This window comes from Mycobacterium heidelbergense, from assembly GCF_010730745.1.
GTDB classification, from domain to species: Bacteria; Actinomycetota; Actinomycetes; order Mycobacteriales; family Mycobacteriaceae; genus Mycobacterium; species Mycobacterium heidelbergense.
The window spans coordinates 3,681,813-3,699,283 of record NZ_AP022615.1; the positions used below are offsets into that span (position 1 = coordinate 3,681,813).

The 17,471-nt window shown below is 65.3% G+C and carries 17 protein-coding genes and 1 tRNA gene; 4 read left to right on the forward strand and 14 right to left on the reverse strand.

From position 1 onward, the window contains the following. Positions 1 to 66 precede the first annotated feature (66 nt). Positions 67 to 1,263 carry a L,D-transpeptidase gene (locus tag G6N25_RS17335; protein WP_083071970.1) on the forward strand — a complete coding sequence of 399 codons (1,197 nt, stop codon included), beginning with the start codon at positions 67 to 69 and terminating at the stop codon, positions 1,261 to 1,263. Here the strand turns inward: G6N25_RS17335 and G6N25_RS17340 are convergent. From G6N25_RS17340 to G6N25_RS17390, 11 genes are all read right to left on the reverse strand, one after another. Continuing rightward, the gene (locus tag G6N25_RS17340; protein WP_083071971.1) at positions 1,260 to 2,030 is read right to left on the reverse strand and encodes a mannan-binding family protein; all 771 of its coding nucleotides are present in this window, start codon (positions 2,028 to 2,030) and stop codon (positions 1,260 to 1,262) included. The genes G6N25_RS17335 and G6N25_RS17340 overlap by 4 nt on opposite strands. Positions 2,031 to 2,046: 16 nt before the next feature. Further along, a complete protein-coding gene (locus G6N25_RS17345; RefSeq protein WP_083071972.1) occupies positions 2,047 to 2,679 on the reverse strand; it encodes a hypothetical protein in 633 nt (210 codons plus the stop codon). A 36-nt stretch (positions 2,680 to 2,715) separates the two neighbouring features. Beyond that, entirely contained in the window at positions 2,716 to 3,975 is a 1,260-nt protein-coding gene (locus tag G6N25_RS17350; RefSeq protein WP_083071973.1) for an MlaD family protein, read from the reverse strand. Next, on the reverse strand, positions 3,972 to 5,177 hold the full coding sequence (locus G6N25_RS17355) for an MlaD family protein (protein WP_083071974.1): 1,206 nt from the start codon (positions 5,175 to 5,177) through the stop codon (positions 3,972 to 3,974). Before G6N25_RS17355 ends, G6N25_RS17350 begins: the two co-directional genes overlap by 4 nt. After that, entirely contained in the window at positions 5,177 to 6,247 is a 1,071-nt protein-coding gene (locus tag G6N25_RS17360; RefSeq protein WP_142272444.1) for an MCE family protein, read from the reverse strand. The genes G6N25_RS17355 and G6N25_RS17360 overlap by 1 nt, the downstream gene beginning before the upstream one ends. A 44-nt stretch (positions 6,248 to 6,291) precedes the next feature. Beyond that, on the reverse strand, positions 6,292 to 7,311 hold the full coding sequence (locus G6N25_RS17365) for an MlaD family protein (protein ID WP_083071976.1): 1,020 nt from the start codon (positions 7,309 to 7,311) through the stop codon (positions 6,292 to 6,294). Positions 7,312 to 7,339: 28 nt separating this feature from the next. Beyond that, a complete protein-coding gene (locus G6N25_RS17370) occupies positions 7,340 to 8,395 on the reverse strand; it encodes an MCE family protein (RefSeq protein WP_083071977.1) in 1,056 nt (351 codons plus the stop codon). Further along, on the reverse strand, positions 8,392 to 9,972 hold the full coding sequence (locus G6N25_RS17375; RefSeq protein WP_083071978.1) for an MlaD family protein: 1,581 nt from the start codon (positions 9,970 to 9,972) through the stop codon (positions 8,392 to 8,394). The genes G6N25_RS17370 and G6N25_RS17375 overlap by 4 nt, the downstream gene beginning before the upstream one ends. Positions 9,973 to 9,995: 23 nt before the next feature. Beyond that, a complete protein-coding gene (locus G6N25_RS17380) occupies positions 9,996 to 10,859 on the reverse strand; it encodes an MlaE family ABC transporter permease (RefSeq protein WP_083071979.1) in 864 nt (287 codons plus the stop codon). 1 nt (position 10,860) lies between these two features. Then, positions 10,861 to 11,730 (reverse strand): MlaE family ABC transporter permease, encoded by an 870-nt coding sequence (locus G6N25_RS17385; protein ID WP_083071980.1) that lies wholly within the window; start codon positions 11,728 to 11,730, stop codon positions 10,861 to 10,863. A gap of 212 nt (positions 11,731 to 11,942) precedes the next feature. Continuing rightward, positions 11,943 to 12,140, reverse strand: a complete 198-nt coding sequence (locus G6N25_RS17390; protein WP_083071981.1) for a hypothetical protein — start codon at positions 12,138 to 12,140, stop codon at positions 11,943 to 11,945. 172 nt (positions 12,141 to 12,312) lie between these two features. Here G6N25_RS17390 and G6N25_RS17395 point away from each other — a divergent pair, with 172 nt between their 5' ends. Further along, entirely contained in the window at positions 12,313 to 13,569 is a 1,257-nt protein-coding gene (locus G6N25_RS17395; protein WP_372506711.1) for an XRE family transcriptional regulator, read from the forward strand. An 8-nt stretch (positions 13,570 to 13,577) separates the two neighbouring features. Continuing rightward, positions 13,578 to 14,039 carry a DUF4411 family protein gene (locus G6N25_RS17400; protein ID WP_083071982.1) on the forward strand — a complete coding sequence of 154 codons (462 nt, stop codon included), beginning with the start codon at positions 13,578 to 13,580 and terminating at the stop codon, positions 14,037 to 14,039. A gap of 142 nt (positions 14,040 to 14,181) precedes the next feature. On the opposite strand, the gene G6N25_RS17405 is transcribed toward G6N25_RS17400, so the two are convergent. Both G6N25_RS17405 and orn read right to left on the reverse strand, forming a co-directional pair. Continuing rightward, positions 14,182 to 14,254, reverse strand: a tRNA-His gene (locus G6N25_RS17405). A gap of 53 nt (positions 14,255 to 14,307) precedes the next feature. Then, the gene (orn, locus tag G6N25_RS17410) at positions 14,308 to 14,955 is read right to left on the reverse strand and encodes an oligoribonuclease (protein WP_083071983.1); all 648 of its coding nucleotides are present in this window, start codon (positions 14,953 to 14,955) and stop codon (positions 14,308 to 14,310) included. Between the two features lie 121 nt (positions 14,956 to 15,076). Here orn and G6N25_RS17415 point away from each other — a divergent pair, with 121 nt between their 5' ends. Next, on the forward strand, positions 15,077 to 16,624 hold the full coding sequence (locus G6N25_RS17415) for a helicase HerA-like domain-containing protein (protein ID WP_083071984.1): 1,548 nt from the start codon (positions 15,077 to 15,079) through the stop codon (positions 16,622 to 16,624). A 3-nt stretch (positions 16,625 to 16,627) separates the two neighbouring features. Here the strand turns inward: G6N25_RS17415 and cmrA are convergent, their stop codons facing one another. After that, positions 16,628 to 17,434 carry a mycolate reductase gene (gene cmrA / locus G6N25_RS17420; protein WP_083071985.1) on the reverse strand — a complete coding sequence of 269 codons (807 nt, stop codon included), beginning with the start codon at positions 17,432 to 17,434 and terminating at the stop codon, positions 16,628 to 16,630. Between the last annotated feature and the right edge of the window lie 37 nt (positions 17,435 to 17,471).

The window sequence follows — 17,471 nt, forward strand, 5'->3', positions numbered from 1 at the left end:
ATGTTGGCAACATAATTCAGGGTCAGCGGTGACCGAAGTAAGCGGAGTGATGTGAAAGGTCACTTGATGACGCCTTTGCGACGACCCCGAGCGTGGCTGGCCGCCGGGCTGGTCGTGTTTGCTGTGGTTGGCGCCGCGTGCGGCGGCGGCCGCAGTGCGGCGCCGGCAAAGGTCATCTTCGACAAGGGCACACCGTTTGCCGATCTGCTTGTCCCCAAGCTCACCTCCTCGGTGACCGACGGCGCCGTCGGCGTCACCGTCGACGCGCCGGTGACGGTGAGCGTCGCCGACGGCGTGCTGGCGTCGGTGACCATGGTCAACGAGAACGGGAAGACGATAAGCGGTCAGCTCAGCCCGGATGGGTTGCGCTGGTCGACCACCGGGCAGCTCGGCTACAACAGGCGCTACACGCTGAACGCGAAGGCGCTCGGGCTAGGGGGCGCCGCGAACCGGCAGATGACCTTTCAGACCAGCTCACCGGCTCACCTGACGATGCCCTACGTCAACCCGGGCGACGGCGAGGTGGTCGGCATCGGCGAACCGGTGGCCATCCGCTTCGACGAGAACATCGCGAACCGCACCGCGGCCCAGAAGGCCATCAACATCACCACCAACCCGCCCGTCGAGGGCGCGTTCTACTGGCTGAACAACCGCGAAGTGCGTTGGCGTCCAGAGCATTTCTGGAAGCCGGGCACGGCCGTCGACGTGGCGGTCAACACCTACGGCGTCGACCTGGGCGACGGGATGTTCGGCGAGGACAACGTCAAGACGCACTTCACCATCGGCGACGAGGTCATCTCGACGGCCGACGACACCACCAAGATGGTGACCGTGCGGGTCAACGGCGAGGTCGTCAAGACCATGCCGACGTCGATGGGCAAGGACAGCACCCCGACGGCCAACGGCTTCTACATCATCGGCGGGCGCTTCAAGCACATCATCATGGACTCCTCGACCTACGGGGTTCCGGTCAACTCGCCCAACGGATATCGCACCGAGGTCGAGTGGGCCACGCAGATGTCCTACAGCGGCGTCTTCGTGCACTCCGCCCCCTGGTCGGTCGGTGCGCAGGGCCACACCAACACCAGCCACGGATGCCTGAACGTGAGCCCCAGCAACGCCGAGTGGTTCTACGACCACAGCAAGAGCGGCGACATCGTCGAGGTGGTCCATACCGTCGGGCCCACGCTGCCCGGAACCGAGGGGCTGGGCGACTGGAACATCCCGTGGCCGGTGTGGAAGGCGGGCAACGCCAACACCTAGATGCGCAGCACGGGGGCCAGCGCCGCGAGCGGGATGTGCGCTTCGACCGTGCCGCCGTCCATGAACCACTGCAGGGCTCCCGGCGTGAAGTTGATCGGCTCGTCGTGCGCCACCGGGTAGTCGGGCATGTAGAGGATCAGCTCATCGGGGGTCAGCGCCCACGCTTTGTATGCGCCGGAGTAGACCTTGTCGGGGGTCCAGCGGTCGAGGGCGAACGGATAGCTGCCCGGGTCGTGCGGCGGCGGGGCCTGGTCGAGCGCCGTTTGGATGAACGGCGCGCCCAGCGGGGGGATGGCGGTGAGGGGATCGGACGTCGTCAGGTCCGACAGCTGCACCCGCCGGCCGCTCGCCATGTCGAACGTGAACGTGCGGTAGGCGTTGTTGGGTCTGGGCCCGTCGGCGTGGTAGTCCTCGTGGAACACGGCGCTGAGCATGCTGCCGTGCTGGAACACCTGGTAATTCTCCTCGCCGAAGCTGTCCGCGACCGTGTGCGCGCCGGCGGTCTTCCAATTGTTGACGAGGGTGCGCAGGTAGTCGCGGACGACGGGGCCCGCGGTCGGGTTGTCGACGAGGTCGCCCGGCACGGCAACCTTGATGTCGCGCACGGCATTGCGTTCGGAGGTCACCGAGGTGTGGCAATACTGGCCATCCCAGTCACCGCCGAGCTCGCCGCAGAACGACTGCGCGGATGCGTGCGCCGCGCCCGCATCGAAAACGGTTGTCGCCGCGACCAATACCGACGTTGCGATGACCCTTGTGATCAGCATCCTTGCTCCGAACGATTTAGAGCAGCTGGACTTTGCTTGCCCGCCAGCGGCCGTCGATCTTCTCCATGGTCATCTTGATCCGGCTGCGGTCGATACGCGGATCGGGCGCGGCCGTGTTGGTTACGGTCTGGTCGACGAAGACCAGCACGACAACCTTTTTCGTGGACTCGGAGGCGATCGCGGAGTCGACCACCACCCCGTGCGCGGTCGCCTTGTTGTCGATCAGCAGCTGTCGAAGCTGCACGCTGGACTGGGTGTACATGTCCTTGAACTCGCCGGTGGCGCCGTCGAGCACCTGACGGAAGTTCTGGTCGACGTTGTTGGAGTCGATGCTGGTCAGCACCTCGGCGTACTTGACGGCCGCTTGCTGGGCCTGCTGGCCGGCCAGCTTCACCTGGTGCTCTTGCCGCTGCTTCCATCCGAGGAACCCGGAAACCGCAAGGGACGCAATGAGTAACAGCGGCAATACGCTGCGGCGCAGGTATTGCCTCCATGGCCGTCGCCGCCAGCTTTTGGATTTGTCGCCGTCGGCCTCGAGGAGCGTTCCCTCTTTTGCTTCGGCGTCTTCGACGTCTTCAACGTCGCTGTCTTCAGTCTCGACGTCTTCGCTTGTGGTTTCGGGCTTTTCGTCTTCGGCATCGGTTGTCACGCCACGATCATCTCCTTGTGCTTGGCGGGATCGGTCTTAGTGCGGCGGTTCGATCGGCAGGGGCGGGCCGCCGTAGGGAGTCGGAATGGTGAAGCGGCCCCGTGGCGTGGGGTCAGTTTTGCGCCCCAGATCCGCGCCCAGCGGCGGGCCCGCGGTGTCGTCGCCTCCCGGCCGCGGCGCGTTCTTGGCCGCACGGATCCCGACCCCGGGATCGTCGTCGCGGCAATAGGTGTACATGAACGGCTCGTAGTAGTCGGCGGCAGAAGGCGGATGCGACGGTGTGCCGTAGTCGCACACGTATCGCGGGTAGAGACTGGCCGTCGCCCAGACGCCATGGTCGTGGAACGCACTTGCCACGGCGTCCAGCACCGAACCACGGTAGTCGGGGAACATCGCGTTGAGCGCGGGCACGCGCAGGTAGAGAAGCTGCGACATGGTGGCCATGCTGCCCAGCAGCTGCACCATGGTGTCGGAATTGTCGGCGAACAGGTTGTCGACGGCCGAAAGTGTTTGGGGCGCCTGCCCGGTTAAACGCCGGTAGCCGCCTTGCATTCCGGCGAGGCCGGCCAGCGTTCGGTTGAGTTCGGTGGTGGTGGCGGCGAGGCCGGCGTTCTTGTCGCTCGCCAGGGTGAGCACCACGCGGCTGGTCTTGATGATGCTGGTGGTTTGGGGCAGCACCGAATCGAGCGTCGAGAGCAGGAACGTGCCGCCGTCGACGATGGCGGCCAACTTCGCGGGTCCCTCCTTGCTGAGGCTGAGTTCCCTCTTGATCAGCTCGACCTTGTGGGGATCGACCTGTGCCAGCATGCCGTCGGCGTCGCCGAGCAACTTTGCCAAGCTGACCGGGACGCTGGTGCGGTCCGGCGCGATGACGCTGCCGTCGTGCAGGTAAGGCCCCGCATCGGATTCGGCTTCGAAATTGATGTATTGCTCGCCGGCGGGCGATAGCGCCGACACGTGCACGACGCTGTTCGCCGGGATCCGCACCTTTGATGTGATGTTGGCGACGGCATCCACGCCCCTGTCGGTGATCCGCAGCGACTCGACGCGTCCGATTCGCACACCGCGCAGGGAGACGTCCTGATTGGGCAGCAAGCCACCGGATTCCGGCAACTGCACGGTCACCTTGTAGGACGACGCGAACGGCGTCACCCGCAACGCACCGACGAGCAGGTAAGCGGTTGCCACGACCAAGGTGAGCACCAATCCCGCGACCGACAGCCAAATCTGTTGCCGGTGGCCTGCCCGCACCACGCGGACCACGGCATCGGCGAAACCGGCGACTGCTCCGGTCATCGCTGAGGTCCCGGCGCGGGCGGGGGAGGACCGGGGGCGATATCGATCTGCCCGGGGATGATCGGATCCGGCATGACGGGAACCTGCGGGGAGTTAGGGCCCCGGCCGACCACACGTTCCTGCAGGCGCCACAGGGTGTACTTGAAGGTCCCGATGAGCTCGTTCCAGTTGTATCGGTGCGGTCCGTGCAGGCCCATGTCGCCGGGGAATCCGATGTCGGGGATCGATCCGAGTATCAGCTTGTCCACGCTGACGTGCACCGAAATCGAGTTCCCCGCTGTGGTTTTCACCATCGGTGCGATCAGCCGGTTCAAGGCCAGCAGGCTCGTGTCCGGGCTCACCGCAACGTCGTTGGCGGCCCCGGCGATCGTGTTCAGGTCGCGGATCACGCTACGGCCGCTGGTGTCGGTTCCCCCGATCGACGGGAACCTGGCCAGCAACCGGGCGGTATCGCCGACCTGCGTGACCAGATCCGAAAGCTCGGTGGTGTTGGCGGACAGGGCCGAGGTGGCCGGGCGGGCCTCGGTCATCAGTTCGGTGATGGCGCGGTTCTTGGCGTCGAGTTGCTGTGAAAGGCCGGACAATTCGGTCAGTGCGGACGAGATCTGGTCGGACCGGGAGTTGAGCGTCCCGACCAGCTGGTTGGACTTGCGGATCAGGTCTCCGAACGCCTGGCCCTGGTCGCCGGTCGCCTTCCCGAAACCGTTGATGATGTTGGTGAAGTTGCGCACCGCGCCACCGTTGACCAGGATTGCCGCCGAGCTGAGCACCGATTCGACGGTCGCGGCTGCTGCCGTCGAACCCAGACCGATGGTGTCGCCGTTCTTCAGCAGCGGCGCGCTCGGATCGGCCGGCGCGGGCGGCCGAACCGACACGAACACGTCGCCAAGCGGTGTCGCCGTGCGCAATTCGGCGGTGCTCCCGCGTGGCAGTTGGACGCCATCGCGGATGCGCAGGGTGGTGACCGCCGTGTAGTTGCGGGCAACCATCGTTTCGACCTCGCCCACGTCCGCTCCGGCCAGTTTCACCTTCGCCTTCATCGGCAGGTTGAGCGCGTTGGAGAACACCGCGGTCAGCGTGTAACCGCCCGAACCGAGCCCGGGGGCCGGAAGGGGCAGGCTGGCAAGGCCATTCGTGGCGCATCCGGAGCTGACGATCGCGGCGGCCAGGATCGCGACCCCGGCCTTCCCCCGCGTGGTCATCATTTCTGTCCCATCGCGGCCAGGCCGTCCAGCACGTATGTCAACCCGAAATCCGGGCCGAAGTCCTGCAGCGTCCCGGTACTGCATCCGAGTTGTCGAAGGCCCATCAGGTTGCAGATCTCTTTGGTGTACTGGCTGTCGAAGACCATTCGGTCCGTGAGGAAACGCGCACGCACGGCGCCGTTGGCCCGGTCGACCATGTTGTAGGCGTTGTCGGCCACCAGTGGGCCAACGTCCAGAAGTTCGGCAAGGTCGCGGCGCTCGTCGGTCACCGTCTGCAGAATGCTGTTGCCGTTGGGCAGGGTGTGCTTGATGCTGTCGCGATTGGCGTCCAGGAGGTCGCCGGCCCGCTGGACCAGTTGCTGGAGCTTCTTCCCGGTGTCGCCGCCACCGATATCCTCGTCCGCCATGATCTGGCTGACTTGGTGGAGAGTGGAGGAGAATTCACGCAGCTTTGAGTCGTTGGCGGACACGGCGTCGAACAGCGTGCTGATGTTTTTGACGATGGTGGTGATCTGCTCGCGCGTCTGGGCGCCACCGTCGCTGCTGAGCCGCAGCGCCTTGGACAGTTCATCGAGCGCCGCCTTGATCTTGCCGCCGTTGCCGTCGACTACCCCGGCGCCGCTGTTGAGCACGCCGGCGATGGGCCCGCCGCCGTGGCCGTCTCCCTCAAGCGATTTGGTCACCTTGTCGAGAACGCTGAGCACGCGGCTGAACTCGACGGGTGTCCTGGTTCGGGTCAAGCCGATGGTGTCGTGGTTCTCCAAAGCGGGACCGCCGTGATAGGGCGGGGTGAGCTCGATCTGCCTGTCGGTGAGGATGGACGTCGAGACGGTCACGGCGGCAGCGTCCGCCGGGATCTTGACGTTGCGGTCGACGGTGAACTGGACCTCGACGTAGCCGCCCTTGGGGATGATCTTGGTGATTTTGCCTACCGGCATGCCCAACACGGCTACCACGTTGCCTTCGTACAATCCTGAGGCGCTGTCGAATTGGGCGGTGACGGTGATCGGGGCGTCCCTGGCGCCCAGGTACCACCACCCGGCGCCGATCGCCGCGGCCACCGCCATGACGGCGATGATGGCCGTGAACCTGAGCCTGACCCCGGGCCTTGTCACTTGCAGTCCTTGAAGTATTGGATCATGCCAAACTGTTTGGCGCGGCCGCTGATCGCGCACATCCATGAGTCGACGGCGGGGATGTTGGGGGCGTTGAAGTTGATCGCGTTGCCGTCGCCGGTGAGGTTGGCCGCCTCGCGGAAGAAGATCGGCGTGACCTGCAGGAGGTTGCGCAGCAGGTCGTCGTGTTTTGCCATCAGGGCGGTGAAGTCGCGCATGTCGTTGATCAGGGAATCAAGACCCGAACGGTCGTTGACCACGATCAGGCTCATGGTGTCGACAAGGCCGGTCAGTGATCGCATCATCGCGTGGAAAACGGCTCGCCGCGCGACGAATTGGCCCAGCAGGTCTTGCCCTTGGTCGACCAGGTTGCCGATGCCCGCCTGCTGGCGCCGCAGCGTGTTGGTCACCTGCTCCGTGCTGCGCAGGAGCTGGCCCAGTTGGTCGCGTCGCACGGCGATGATCGACGAGAGCGAGTCGATGTTCGCGATTGCCTGCGGCACGACCGAGGGCAGGCCCTTGAGTTGCTTGCCGAGCACCGTCAGGGATTGCGCAAATCTGTCAGAGTCGACCTGCTCGAAAGTTGTTGTGGCGTCTCGCAATGCGGCTTGAAGGTCGTAGGGGACTTCGGTGTGTGACACATCGAACGTGTTGTTGGGCAGGGACGCCGGGCCGTTGGGCTCCAGGGAGAGGTAACGCGAACCCAGGATGGTAGTCACCTTGATCTTCGCCTTGGAATCCCTGCCCAGCACGACATTGTCGCGAACCTTCAGGCCCGCCTCGACATGGTCGCCGACGAGTTTCATGCTGGTGACGTTGCCGACGGGGACGCCCGCGACCACGATCGGGTTGCCGGCCCGCAGGGAGGCCGCCTGCAGAAACTCCGCGGTGTAGTGCCGATACCCGGCGCCGAGCGCGTGAACCAACAACATGATGCCGATCAGCACGGCTACCACGGCGACCGCGATGGACCCAAGCCACATCTTGCTGTAGCTCTCGAGCGGACGCCTCGTCATGCTCGTAAGTCGAAGCCGCACGGACGAATCAGCCACCAGCCGTGCTCCGACATCTCGGGCTGTGCCACGCCGTGTTTCCGGGTGTGGCGGCATTGATGATGATCGGCACGATGTCGTTGAAGCCGGGCTCGAACGCCATGAAGTTCACGTCGCACACGTAGGCGTTGCCGTAGGCGCCCTGGTTGCCGACCCGGACAAGCCCCTTGAGCAGCAGCGGGATGTTGTCGCCGAAGTAGGCCAGCTGGGGTTCGATATCCATCAAGTGTCTGGTGGCGCCCGGCTTACGATCGATGAATTCGCGAAGCGCCGGATACACGTCCGTGGCGGAGGTCGACAGCCGGCCCATCACCCGGGCCAGCGTACCGACCGAGGCCTGCAACTCGGGACGACGCTGATCGAGCTTGGAAACCACGTCACGGGCCTGCGTGATGACGCCGTCGAGGTTGTCGTTCTGCTGCGCAAGGTTGCCAACCACCTTGTTGAGGTTGGTGATCACATCGCCGAGCGCCTGATCCCTTCCGGCGAAGGTCTCTGTCAGCGTGGATGTCTGGCTGATCAACGTGGCAAGGGAGGACGTATCGCCCTGCAGCGACTGGATGATGCCCTTGGTGAGGTTGTCGGCATCCTGTGGGTTCAACAGACTGAACAGCGGCTCGTAGCCGTTGAGTAGCGCGGTGACGTCGAAGGACGGTTCCGTGCGCTCCAACGGGATGACGCTCCCGGGCGGGAGCACACCGTGATTGCCTTCCTTGTCCAGGGACAGGCCGAGGTAACGCTGCCCGACGATGTTCTGGTACGTCACGGAGGCGAGCGTGTTCCCGTAGAGGCGCTGTTCCTGCTGCACCACGAACGTGACTTTCGCGAGTTTCCCGTCGAGCTCGATCTTTTCGACCCGGCCCACGCGGACACCGGCCATCCGGACGTCGTCGCCGTCTCGAAGGCCGTAGACGTCGGTGAATACCGCCGAATACGAGTCCGTCTTCCCGGCCACGTCGCGCCGCAGGCTCACGTAGACCAGCCAGGTCAGCGTCACCGCGACGATCATGAACAGGGTGAGGCCGATCAGCGGTCCCCGGAATTTCATTTGGGCCCCCCGCCTGATGGTGGATGAACAACCGAAACCGTTGTCCCGCGCGCGACCGGACCCAGCAGGAGTTGGGTGGCGTCGGATGCGGGTTGGCCGGTGATCACGCTCAACATGTTTCGTTCTTGTTGGCTGCCAACCGGTCCGACGTTGCCGCCGAAGGACATCCGAAATGAGGACTGTGGAATCCACGGCGCCTTCGGTGCCACCGGTGCGACCCACGGGGCCTCCAGCGGCGGTGACGCGGGCGCGGGCAACCCCGGCGATGGGTTATCGGGGTTGGCGCTTCCCGGCACCGGGGGCGACGGCGTCAGCCCCGCGGGGAGAGGGGGATTGGGATCGGTCAGGTTGGGATTCGGGTTGATCAGCGGCGGCCCGACGGCGACGAGGTTGCCGTCCGAGCCGATAACGGTTCCCGGTGGCGGTGCCAGATCCTTGGGCGGCTGATAGTTCTGCGGCAGCAGCACTTCCGGCAGATCGGGCCGTACCGGGACCAGCGGTGCGGTGAAACAGCTGGGTCCCTTCAGTTCGCCGTAGTGGGGGCAGTCGGCGCGTGTGTAGTCGTAGTTGGGCGTGAACGTCAGCATCGTTCGCATGTTGCCGATGTTCTTGTCCGGCATCCAGACTTCCCCCATGAATTTGTTGGCCAGGTTGTCCAGCTTGGTGACTCCCGGCACGAAGTTGTTGGACTTTTGCGCCAGCACTCCCAGCACCGGCGTGAGGTCGGTCGTGATCTTGATGAGCTGATCGATGTGATTGCCGAACGATTCACGCGTGGTGCCCACGGTGTGATCGGCGCCGGAGAGCAGCGTGGCCAATTGTCCGCGCGTCTCTGCAAAGGTCCGCATCGGCGCGACGGCCAGATGCAGGGCGTCGAAAAGATCGGGCGCGGTCGCCCGTAGGCCCCGGGTCGCGTCGACGAGGGCGGATAGCGTCGACGGGCCGGAGTCGGTGCTGACGATCGAATTAAGCTGGTCGAGAAGACGATTCAGCTGCGCCCCGTCCTTGAGCAGGGTCACCCGGCGATGGTCGGTGGCGGCGGCCAGGGCTGCCAGGATCCCTTCGGACCGGTCTTCTCGCCCGCGCCCCGCCGCGGCGAGCAGGTCCCGCAGCTTGCTGATTGTGGTTTGGAATAAGACGGTCGGCAGCCGGGTGTCCTCGGGAATGTGGGCGCCCGCGCGAATCGATGCTCCGGGGCCGTTGTCGACCAGCTGAACCGACGACACGGCGAACACATTGCTGGGTACCACCCGGGCTGTTACCGCAGCCGGGATCGACGTGGCGTATTCGGGTTTGAGGTTGATCTGGACGTAATTGGGTCTTCCGTTGGCCGCGGGGACGACGTCGTTGACGCTTCCGACGAGCACCCCGTGATACTTCACGTCGGACTTTTCCGGGAGCCCGTCGCCGACGTTGACGAGATCGGCCACCACGCGCACGTGGTCGTTGAGCCGGCCCGTCGATTTGACCAGCAGCGCCGCCGTGAGCAATGCCGCCACGACCACCACCGCTACTCCGCAGGCGAGCAGCTGTCGATCCGAGGGGCCACGCCCGTCCAGCTCAAAGGAATTGGGCATCAGCCACCAACCTAGCCATCTGCCTAGCCACCGAACCTCGCACCCGCGTCGGCGCCCCACAATGCCATGGTGAGCAGCATGTTCACCATGATCACGACGGTGATGCTGGCCCGCATGCCGTGTCCCGCGGCAACGCCCACGCCCTCGGGACCCCCGCTCGCGTAGAAGCCGTAGTAGCACTGAATCGTGGAGGCGATCCACACGAAGATAACGGCCTTGAACAACGAATAGACGATGTCCTTTCCCGCCAGCATCAGCGAGAAGTAGTGCAGGTAGGAGCCGGTGGAGCCGCCGCTGCTGATCCCGACCACCACCTGCGTGGTCAGGTAGCTGACCGCCAGGCACGCGGCGTACAGCGGGATCATCGCGATCACCGAGGCGATCAGTCGGGTGGTCACCAGGAACGGAATGGGCCGGATCGCAATCGATTCCATGGCGTCGATCTCTTCGGCGATGCGCATCGATCCCAGCTGCGCGGTGAACCGGCAGCCGCCCTGCATCGCAAACGCCAGCGAGACCATCAGCGGAGCCAACTCGCGGGTGTTGATCAACGACGAGACGAACCCGGTCGCGGGGCCCAGGCCAAGCAGGTCGAGAAAGTTGTAGCCCTCGATGCCGACGAGCGCGCCGACGGTCATCCCGAGCACAAGAGCTACGCCGGCGGTGCCGCCACCCACCACGAGCGAGCCGTTACCCCAGGTGATGTTGGACAGCAATCGCAGGAACTCGCCGCGGTATTGGCGCAGGGCGATCGGCACCGCAACCACGGCCCGGAAGAAGAAGACCAGCATGTGCCCGAGCCGGATGATCGGCTTGGTGGCCCTGCGGTGCAGCCGAACCAGCCGCCCCGCAATGGGTGCCAGCGGTAGATAGGTGGAGACCGTCATCTCAGAGCCCCGTCCTGGGCGACAACATGACGTAGAGCTGGCTGACGACGACGTTGACGATCATCAGCAGCAGGATCGCCTCGACGACCGCCGCGTTCACCGAGTTCGCGACGCCCGTCGGGCCGCCTTTGGTGGACAGTCCTTTCTGGCAGGCCACGACGGCGACGATGGCGCCGAACATGATGGCCTTCAACAACGCCAGGATCATGTCGCCCGTCGTCGCGAACGACGCGAACGTCGTGACGAAGCTGCCGGGCGCACCGTTCTGGAAGTACACGTTGAACATGTAGCTCGCAAAAAACCCGACGAAGCAGACGACTCCGGTCAGCGCGAACCCGATCATGATGGCCGCGGCGAAGCGCGGCACCACCAGGCGGCGGATGACCGATACGCCCATCACCTCCATCGCGTCGGTCTCTTCGCGCATGGTCCGCGAGCCCAGGTCGGCGGTGATGGCCGACCCGACCGCCGACGCCATGAGGATGGCGGCCACCAGCGACGCGCCCTGGCGGATGACGGCGAGCCCGCTCGCCGCGCCGGCGAGTGAGGTGGCACCGACCTGACCGGCCAGCAAAGCGAACTGAACCGACAGGGTGACGCTGACCGGCAGCGACACCAGAATCGTCGGCAGCACTGCCGTCCCGGCCATGAACGCGCCCTGCCGGACGAATTCTTGCCACTGGAACCGGCCGGTGACGAGATCAACGAAGAAGTATTGAACGGTGCGCACACCAAGTACGAACTGTTCACCGACCGTTGTGAGGGAGGCGAGCGGGTGGCGTTTGACGTACCCGACGGTCCAGTCCCGGATGGCGTCCGCGCCATCGTCCGTGCATTCGGCGCCCAATGCGAGTTCGTGTTTCGTGGTCATCGCGGCGAGACCGGCAGCTCGTCAAGCAAACCAATACTACCGGTCATCGCGTACCAGCAACCCCCGTCATCGATGATCTCATTCCCTGAGCGCCAAACAAAAGATACCGGGCTCCGTGGCGCGAAACTTGCCTAACGTGGTGCGATCAGGTTCCGCGAATCCGCAGTTCAATCGGTTTTGCGCTAACACGCTAGCCTAGTCGATAGGCACTTTCAATAGCGCAGAAACGCCCACTTCCGATCCTCGGCGGATTGCAAAATTGTGTTGAAATGTAAGATTTCGCCCCAGGGCGACGGCATGAACCCAGCAAACGCGGCGGCACCGACGACGCGGCGAGTTGCCCCGTTGATCTCGACATGGACGCCCGGCTCGGCCGTCCTGGCCGCCTCACCCGCCGATCCGATCCGCATCGATCAGCAGGGCCGACCGCCACAAATTCATTGAGCGTCGGGGCTGCTTTCCTGCTTCGATGTCGACGTTAGCGCGCTCCCAACGGCGGTCTGGCGAGCCGTCGCCGGAAGCCACCCTGCTCACAATGCTGTTGGAAATTTGATGGCGTATGCGCTATCACGCTGCTCAGGTATGCGTTCCTTTGGGGATGATTGGGCACCGCTGTGGGTAGGGGTGGTGCATCATCAGACCATGCCGTCTATCCCTGCTCCCGTGGAGACCTCTGTACTCCGCTGGGCACGTGAGTCGTGCGGATTGACCGAGCTTGCGGCAGCCCGCAAGCTCAATTTGCCCGACGACCGGGTGGCCAAATGGGAGACCGGCCAGGCGGTGCCGACCATCGCGCAACTGCGTAAGGCCGCGGAGGTTTACAAGCGGTCGCTTGCGGTGTTCTTCCTCTCCGAGCCGCCCGAAGGATTCGACACGCTGCGGGACTTCCGACGGCTCGACGGGGCCGGGTCGACGCAGTGGTCGCCCGAGCTGCACGAGGAGTTCCGGCGCGCGCACATACAGCGGGAATTCGCGCTGGAACTGGCCGAGACCGATGACAGGGACACGCCGACCACCTGGCGCATTCCGGTGTCGGCAGACGACAGCGACGTCGAAATCGCCGCCCGCATCCGCGGGACCTTAACCGAGGTCGGCCCCCTGCCAATCCCGACCGGCTCGCTGAACCCATACGAACACCTCAACGCGTGGGTGTCAGCCATCGAGGCATCCGGTGTTCTGGTACTCGCCACGCGAGGCGGCAAGGTCGCTGTCGGTGAGATGCGCGGCATGTGCCTGTATTTCGACGTGTTGCCGGTGATTGTGCTCAACGGCGGCGACTACCCGCGGCCCCGCCTTTTCTCGCTGTTGCACGAATTCACCCACCTGGTGCTTCATACGGAGGGGCTGTGCGACGTGACCGCCGACGACCGGCCACGCACCGCCGACCGGTCGTTAGAAGCTCGATGCAACGCCATCGCCGCCGCTGTGCTGATGCCCGCCGCCGCGGTTCGGGCGCGGCCCGAGGTCCTTGCCCGCACTGAAATTCCGTCATCGTGGGACTACGAATCACTGCGCCCTATTGCGGCTTACTTCGGTGTGAGCGCCGAGGCGTTTCTTCGACGGCTTAGCACGCTCGGCATAGTGTCGGTCGAGCTGTACCGTCAGCGCCGCGCCGAGTTCATTGCCGCGCACGAGGACGAGGCTGAACGCACGAGGACTAGTGGCGGCGATTGGTACCGAAACACCGTGCGTGACCTGGGCAAGGCGTACGTGCGCGCTGTCGCCGATGCCCACCGACGTCGCGTCATAGACAGCAATACCGCCGCCGTCTACCTGGACGCAAAAGTGAGCCAGATTCAGAGGCTCGCCCAATCTGCCGAGTTGCGGAACGCCGTCTGAGACCTGTCGTGCTCTATTCGTTCGACACCAGCGTCATCATCAACGGGCGACGCGACCTATTCCGGCCCACGGTATTTCGCGAACTGTGGACCTTGGTAGAGGACGCCATCACTGCCGGGGAGGTGCGCTCGGTTGACGAGGTTCGCCGCGAACTCGCCAAGCGTGACGACGCTGCAAAGCAATGGGCCGATGCACAATCCGACCTGTTCTGCCCTCTTGATCTCCCGATACAACAGAGCGCGATACAGATTCTCCGATTACACCCCGACCTCGTGAAGCAGGGCGGTCAGCGCAGCGGTGCCGATCCCTTCGTGATCGCACTCGCGATGGCCAATAAGGGCAAGGTCGTTAGCCAAGAGACCGCGAGCGGCAACATCGACAAACCCCGTATTCCCGACGTTTGTAACGCCATCGGTGTGCCATGTCTGACATTGATGGATTACATCGAGGAGCAGGGCTGGGCATGGTGACGACGGTAGACGCAGCGCCTTGGTCGGTGGAATTGGCCGCAGTGTGCTGTGCATGCTGATCATGCGGCCTTCCGGGTGTGCGCGGGGTCGAACCCGGCCGCCCTCCCCGCATTCATGCAGGTAGGGCGGCATTCCGGCGCGGGGTGAGTGACGGGACTCGAACCCGCGACCCCCAGGATCACAACCTGGTGCTCTACCAACTGAACTACACTCACCATGGCCGCCAGCCGGCATCCCGATGGGAGCCAACGAACGGCGACTGTCGATATTAGCCGCTCGGCCGCTTGGTGTCCGAATCGTTTGTTCGAGCCCCGTTCGCGTCGCCCCGAAGAGTGGCGGCCACCGCCTCGACCTCGCTGGTAGACGGCCCAGGTGGGTGGACGAACGCGGTGCGCCGGTAATACCGCAGCTCGCGGATCGATTCGTGGATATCGGCCAGCGCCCGGTGCGCGAGCCCCTTGGCCGGCTGACCATAGTAAATGCGCGGATACCAGCGGCGGCAGAGCTCCTTGATCGAGCTGACGTCGATCATCCGGTAGTGCAGGTAGGAGTCCAGTTTGGGCATGTCGCGGGCGATGAACGAGCGATCGGTGGCGATCGAGTTGCCCGCCAGCGGCGCCATCTTGGGCTGCTTGACGTGGGCGGCGACGTAGTCGAGCACCATCGCCTCGGCGGTCGCGAGGTCGACGGCGGATGCCCTGACCTCGTCGATCAGCCCGGAGCGCGAGTGCATTTCGGCGACCACGTCGATCATCGACGTGAGCGCGGCGTCGTCGGCGTGGATCACCACATCGACCCCATCGCCGAGAACGTTGAGATCGGCGTCGGTGACCAGGGCTGCGATCTCGATCAACTTGTCCGAGCCGAGGTCGAGCCCCGTCATCTCGCAGTCGATCCACACCAATTCGTCGCGCACAGCGCTCAGCGTAGGCCCGCGTCAGGCCGCCGCGGGCCCTGCCCCCGCCCGCCCCCGGCAAGTAGTGTGAGCGTTGCCGAACTTGCACGGGGAAAGACTGGGGTGAGAGGGGCGCAGCAGGATGAGCACCGAATCGGCGGCGACGTCCGCGCAGCGGATCGCCAGCGGCTACGCCGTCGAAGGCCAGGCGCTGGAATTGGGCACGGTGGTCGTCGACGGCGCGGCCGACCCGACCGCACAGATTCGCATCCCGCTGGCCACCATCAACAGGCACGGGCTGGTCGCCGGGGCAACGGGCACCGGTAAGACCAAGACGCTGCAGCTGATTGCCGAACAGCTCAGCGCGGCGGGCGTGGCCGTGCTGATGGCGGACGTGAAGGGTGACCTGTCCGGGTTGGCCCGGCCGGGGGAGGCCAACGACAAGACCGCCGCGCGCGCGAAAGACACCGGCGACGACTGGCAGGCGACGGGATTTCCGGTCGAGTTCCTGTCGCTGGGCACCGGGGGAGTGGGCGTGCCGGTGCGCGCGACCGTCGCCAGCTTCGGTCCGGTTCTATTGTCAAAGGTGTTGGGGCTCAACGCCACTCAGGAGTCGACGCTCGGCCTGATCTTCCATTGGGCCAAGGAAGCCAACCGTCGGCTGGTCACCCTGGACGATCTGCGCGGTGTCATCAGCCACCTCGCCAGCGACGAGGGCAAGGAGGACCTGAAAGACCTGGGCGGGGTGTCGTCGACGACGGCGGGCGTCATCCTGCGCGCGCTGGTGAACCTCGCCGGCGAGGGCGGGGACACGTTCTTCGGCGAGCCGAAGCTCGACCCACAGGACCTGCTGCGCGTCGACGACCAGGGCCGCGGCATCATCTCGCTGCTCGAGTTCAGCGGTCAGTCGTTGCGCCCGGTCATCTTCTCGACCTTCCTGATGTGGGTGCTGGCCGATCTGTTCACCGTGCTGCCCGAGGTGGGTGACGTGGACAAACCCAAGCTGGTGTTCTTTTTCGACGAGGCGCACCTGCTTTTCGCCGACGCCTCCAAGGCCTTCCTCGATCAGGTCGAACAAACCGTCAAGCTGATCCGCTCCAAGGGCGTCGGGGTGTTCTTCTGCACCCAGTTGCCCACGGACCTGCCCAACGACGTGCTGTCCCAGCTGGGGGCTCGGGTGCAACACGCGCTGCGGGCGTTCACCCCCGACGACCAGAAGGCGCTGAGCAGGACCGTCCGCACCTATCCGAAAACCGATGTCTACGAACTGGAGTCGGCGCTGACCTCGCTGGGCATCGGCGAGGCCGTCGTCACCGTGCTGTCCGAGAAGGGCGCGCCGACGCCCGTCGCGTGGACCCGCATGCGGGTGCCCCGGTCGCTGATGGCCTCGATCGGCACCGATGCGATCACCGCCACGGCCAAATCCAGTCCGCTGCAAGGCAAGTACGGCCAGACGGTTGAACAACCGGCGCAGCCGGCGACCACGTCGGCCCCAGCGCCGCAAGCTCGGTCCGACTACCCACCGGTCCCCTCGAATGACCCGGTTCCGCCGATGCCGGAACCGGCGGAGCCCAAGGGCCCGTCCATGTGGGAAGAAGTGCTGAAAAACCCGACGGTGAAAAGCGGCATCAACACGGCGATACGCGAAGCGGTGAAGGGCATCTTCGGGACCGGCCGGCGCCGCAAGTAGCGCCTAACCGCCGCCGAGCTTCCGGTAAAAGCTGCCCACGATCGGCGCCACGATGGCGCGGGGGGCGTACCCGCTCGCCACCGACATGGCCTTCGACGTCAACCCCGGGACGACGCGCATCTTGTTGCGGTTCAACGCATCCAGCGACGCCTGGGCGGTGTGCTCGGTGGAGATCCAGAGGAAGTCCGGCACCAGCCGTTCCACCAGCGTGGCCTCGGCGTCGTCGGGAAGGTCGGTGCGCACCGGGCCCGGCGCCAGCAGCGTGACGTGCACACCGGAGCCGCGCAGTTCGCCGCGCAACGACTCGCTGAAGGTGTTCACGAACGCCTTGGTGGCCGCGTAGGTGGCGTTGTAGGGAATCGGCGAATTGCCCGCCGCCGAACCGGAAATCAGGATCCCACCGGCCTTGCGCTCGACCATGCCCGGCAGCACCGCCAACGTAAGGTCGTGCACCCCTAGGACATTGAGCTGCAGCTGGGCCTTTTCGCCCGCCGGGTCAAGGCCGGCGACCGGACCGAACGTCGCGGTCCCCGCGTTGGCGCACAGGATCGAAATGGGGCGGGCGGCCAGTTCGTCGCACAGTTTCGCCCGTTCCGCCGGGTCGGCCAGGTCGGCGGGCCGTACGTCGACGGCGACACCGTACTTGCCGGTCAGCCGGGCCGCCAGGTCGTTGAGGAGGTCTTCGCGTCGCGCGGTGACGATCAGGCTGTGTCCGCGGGCCGCCAGCTCGGTGGCCAGCGCTTCGCCGATGTTTTGCGAAGCCCCGGTGACGACGGCGCGCGCGTCGGGACTGGGAGTTGGCACCGGCATGGCGCCAATCGTAGACAGCCGCGGGGCGCGGCCGGGC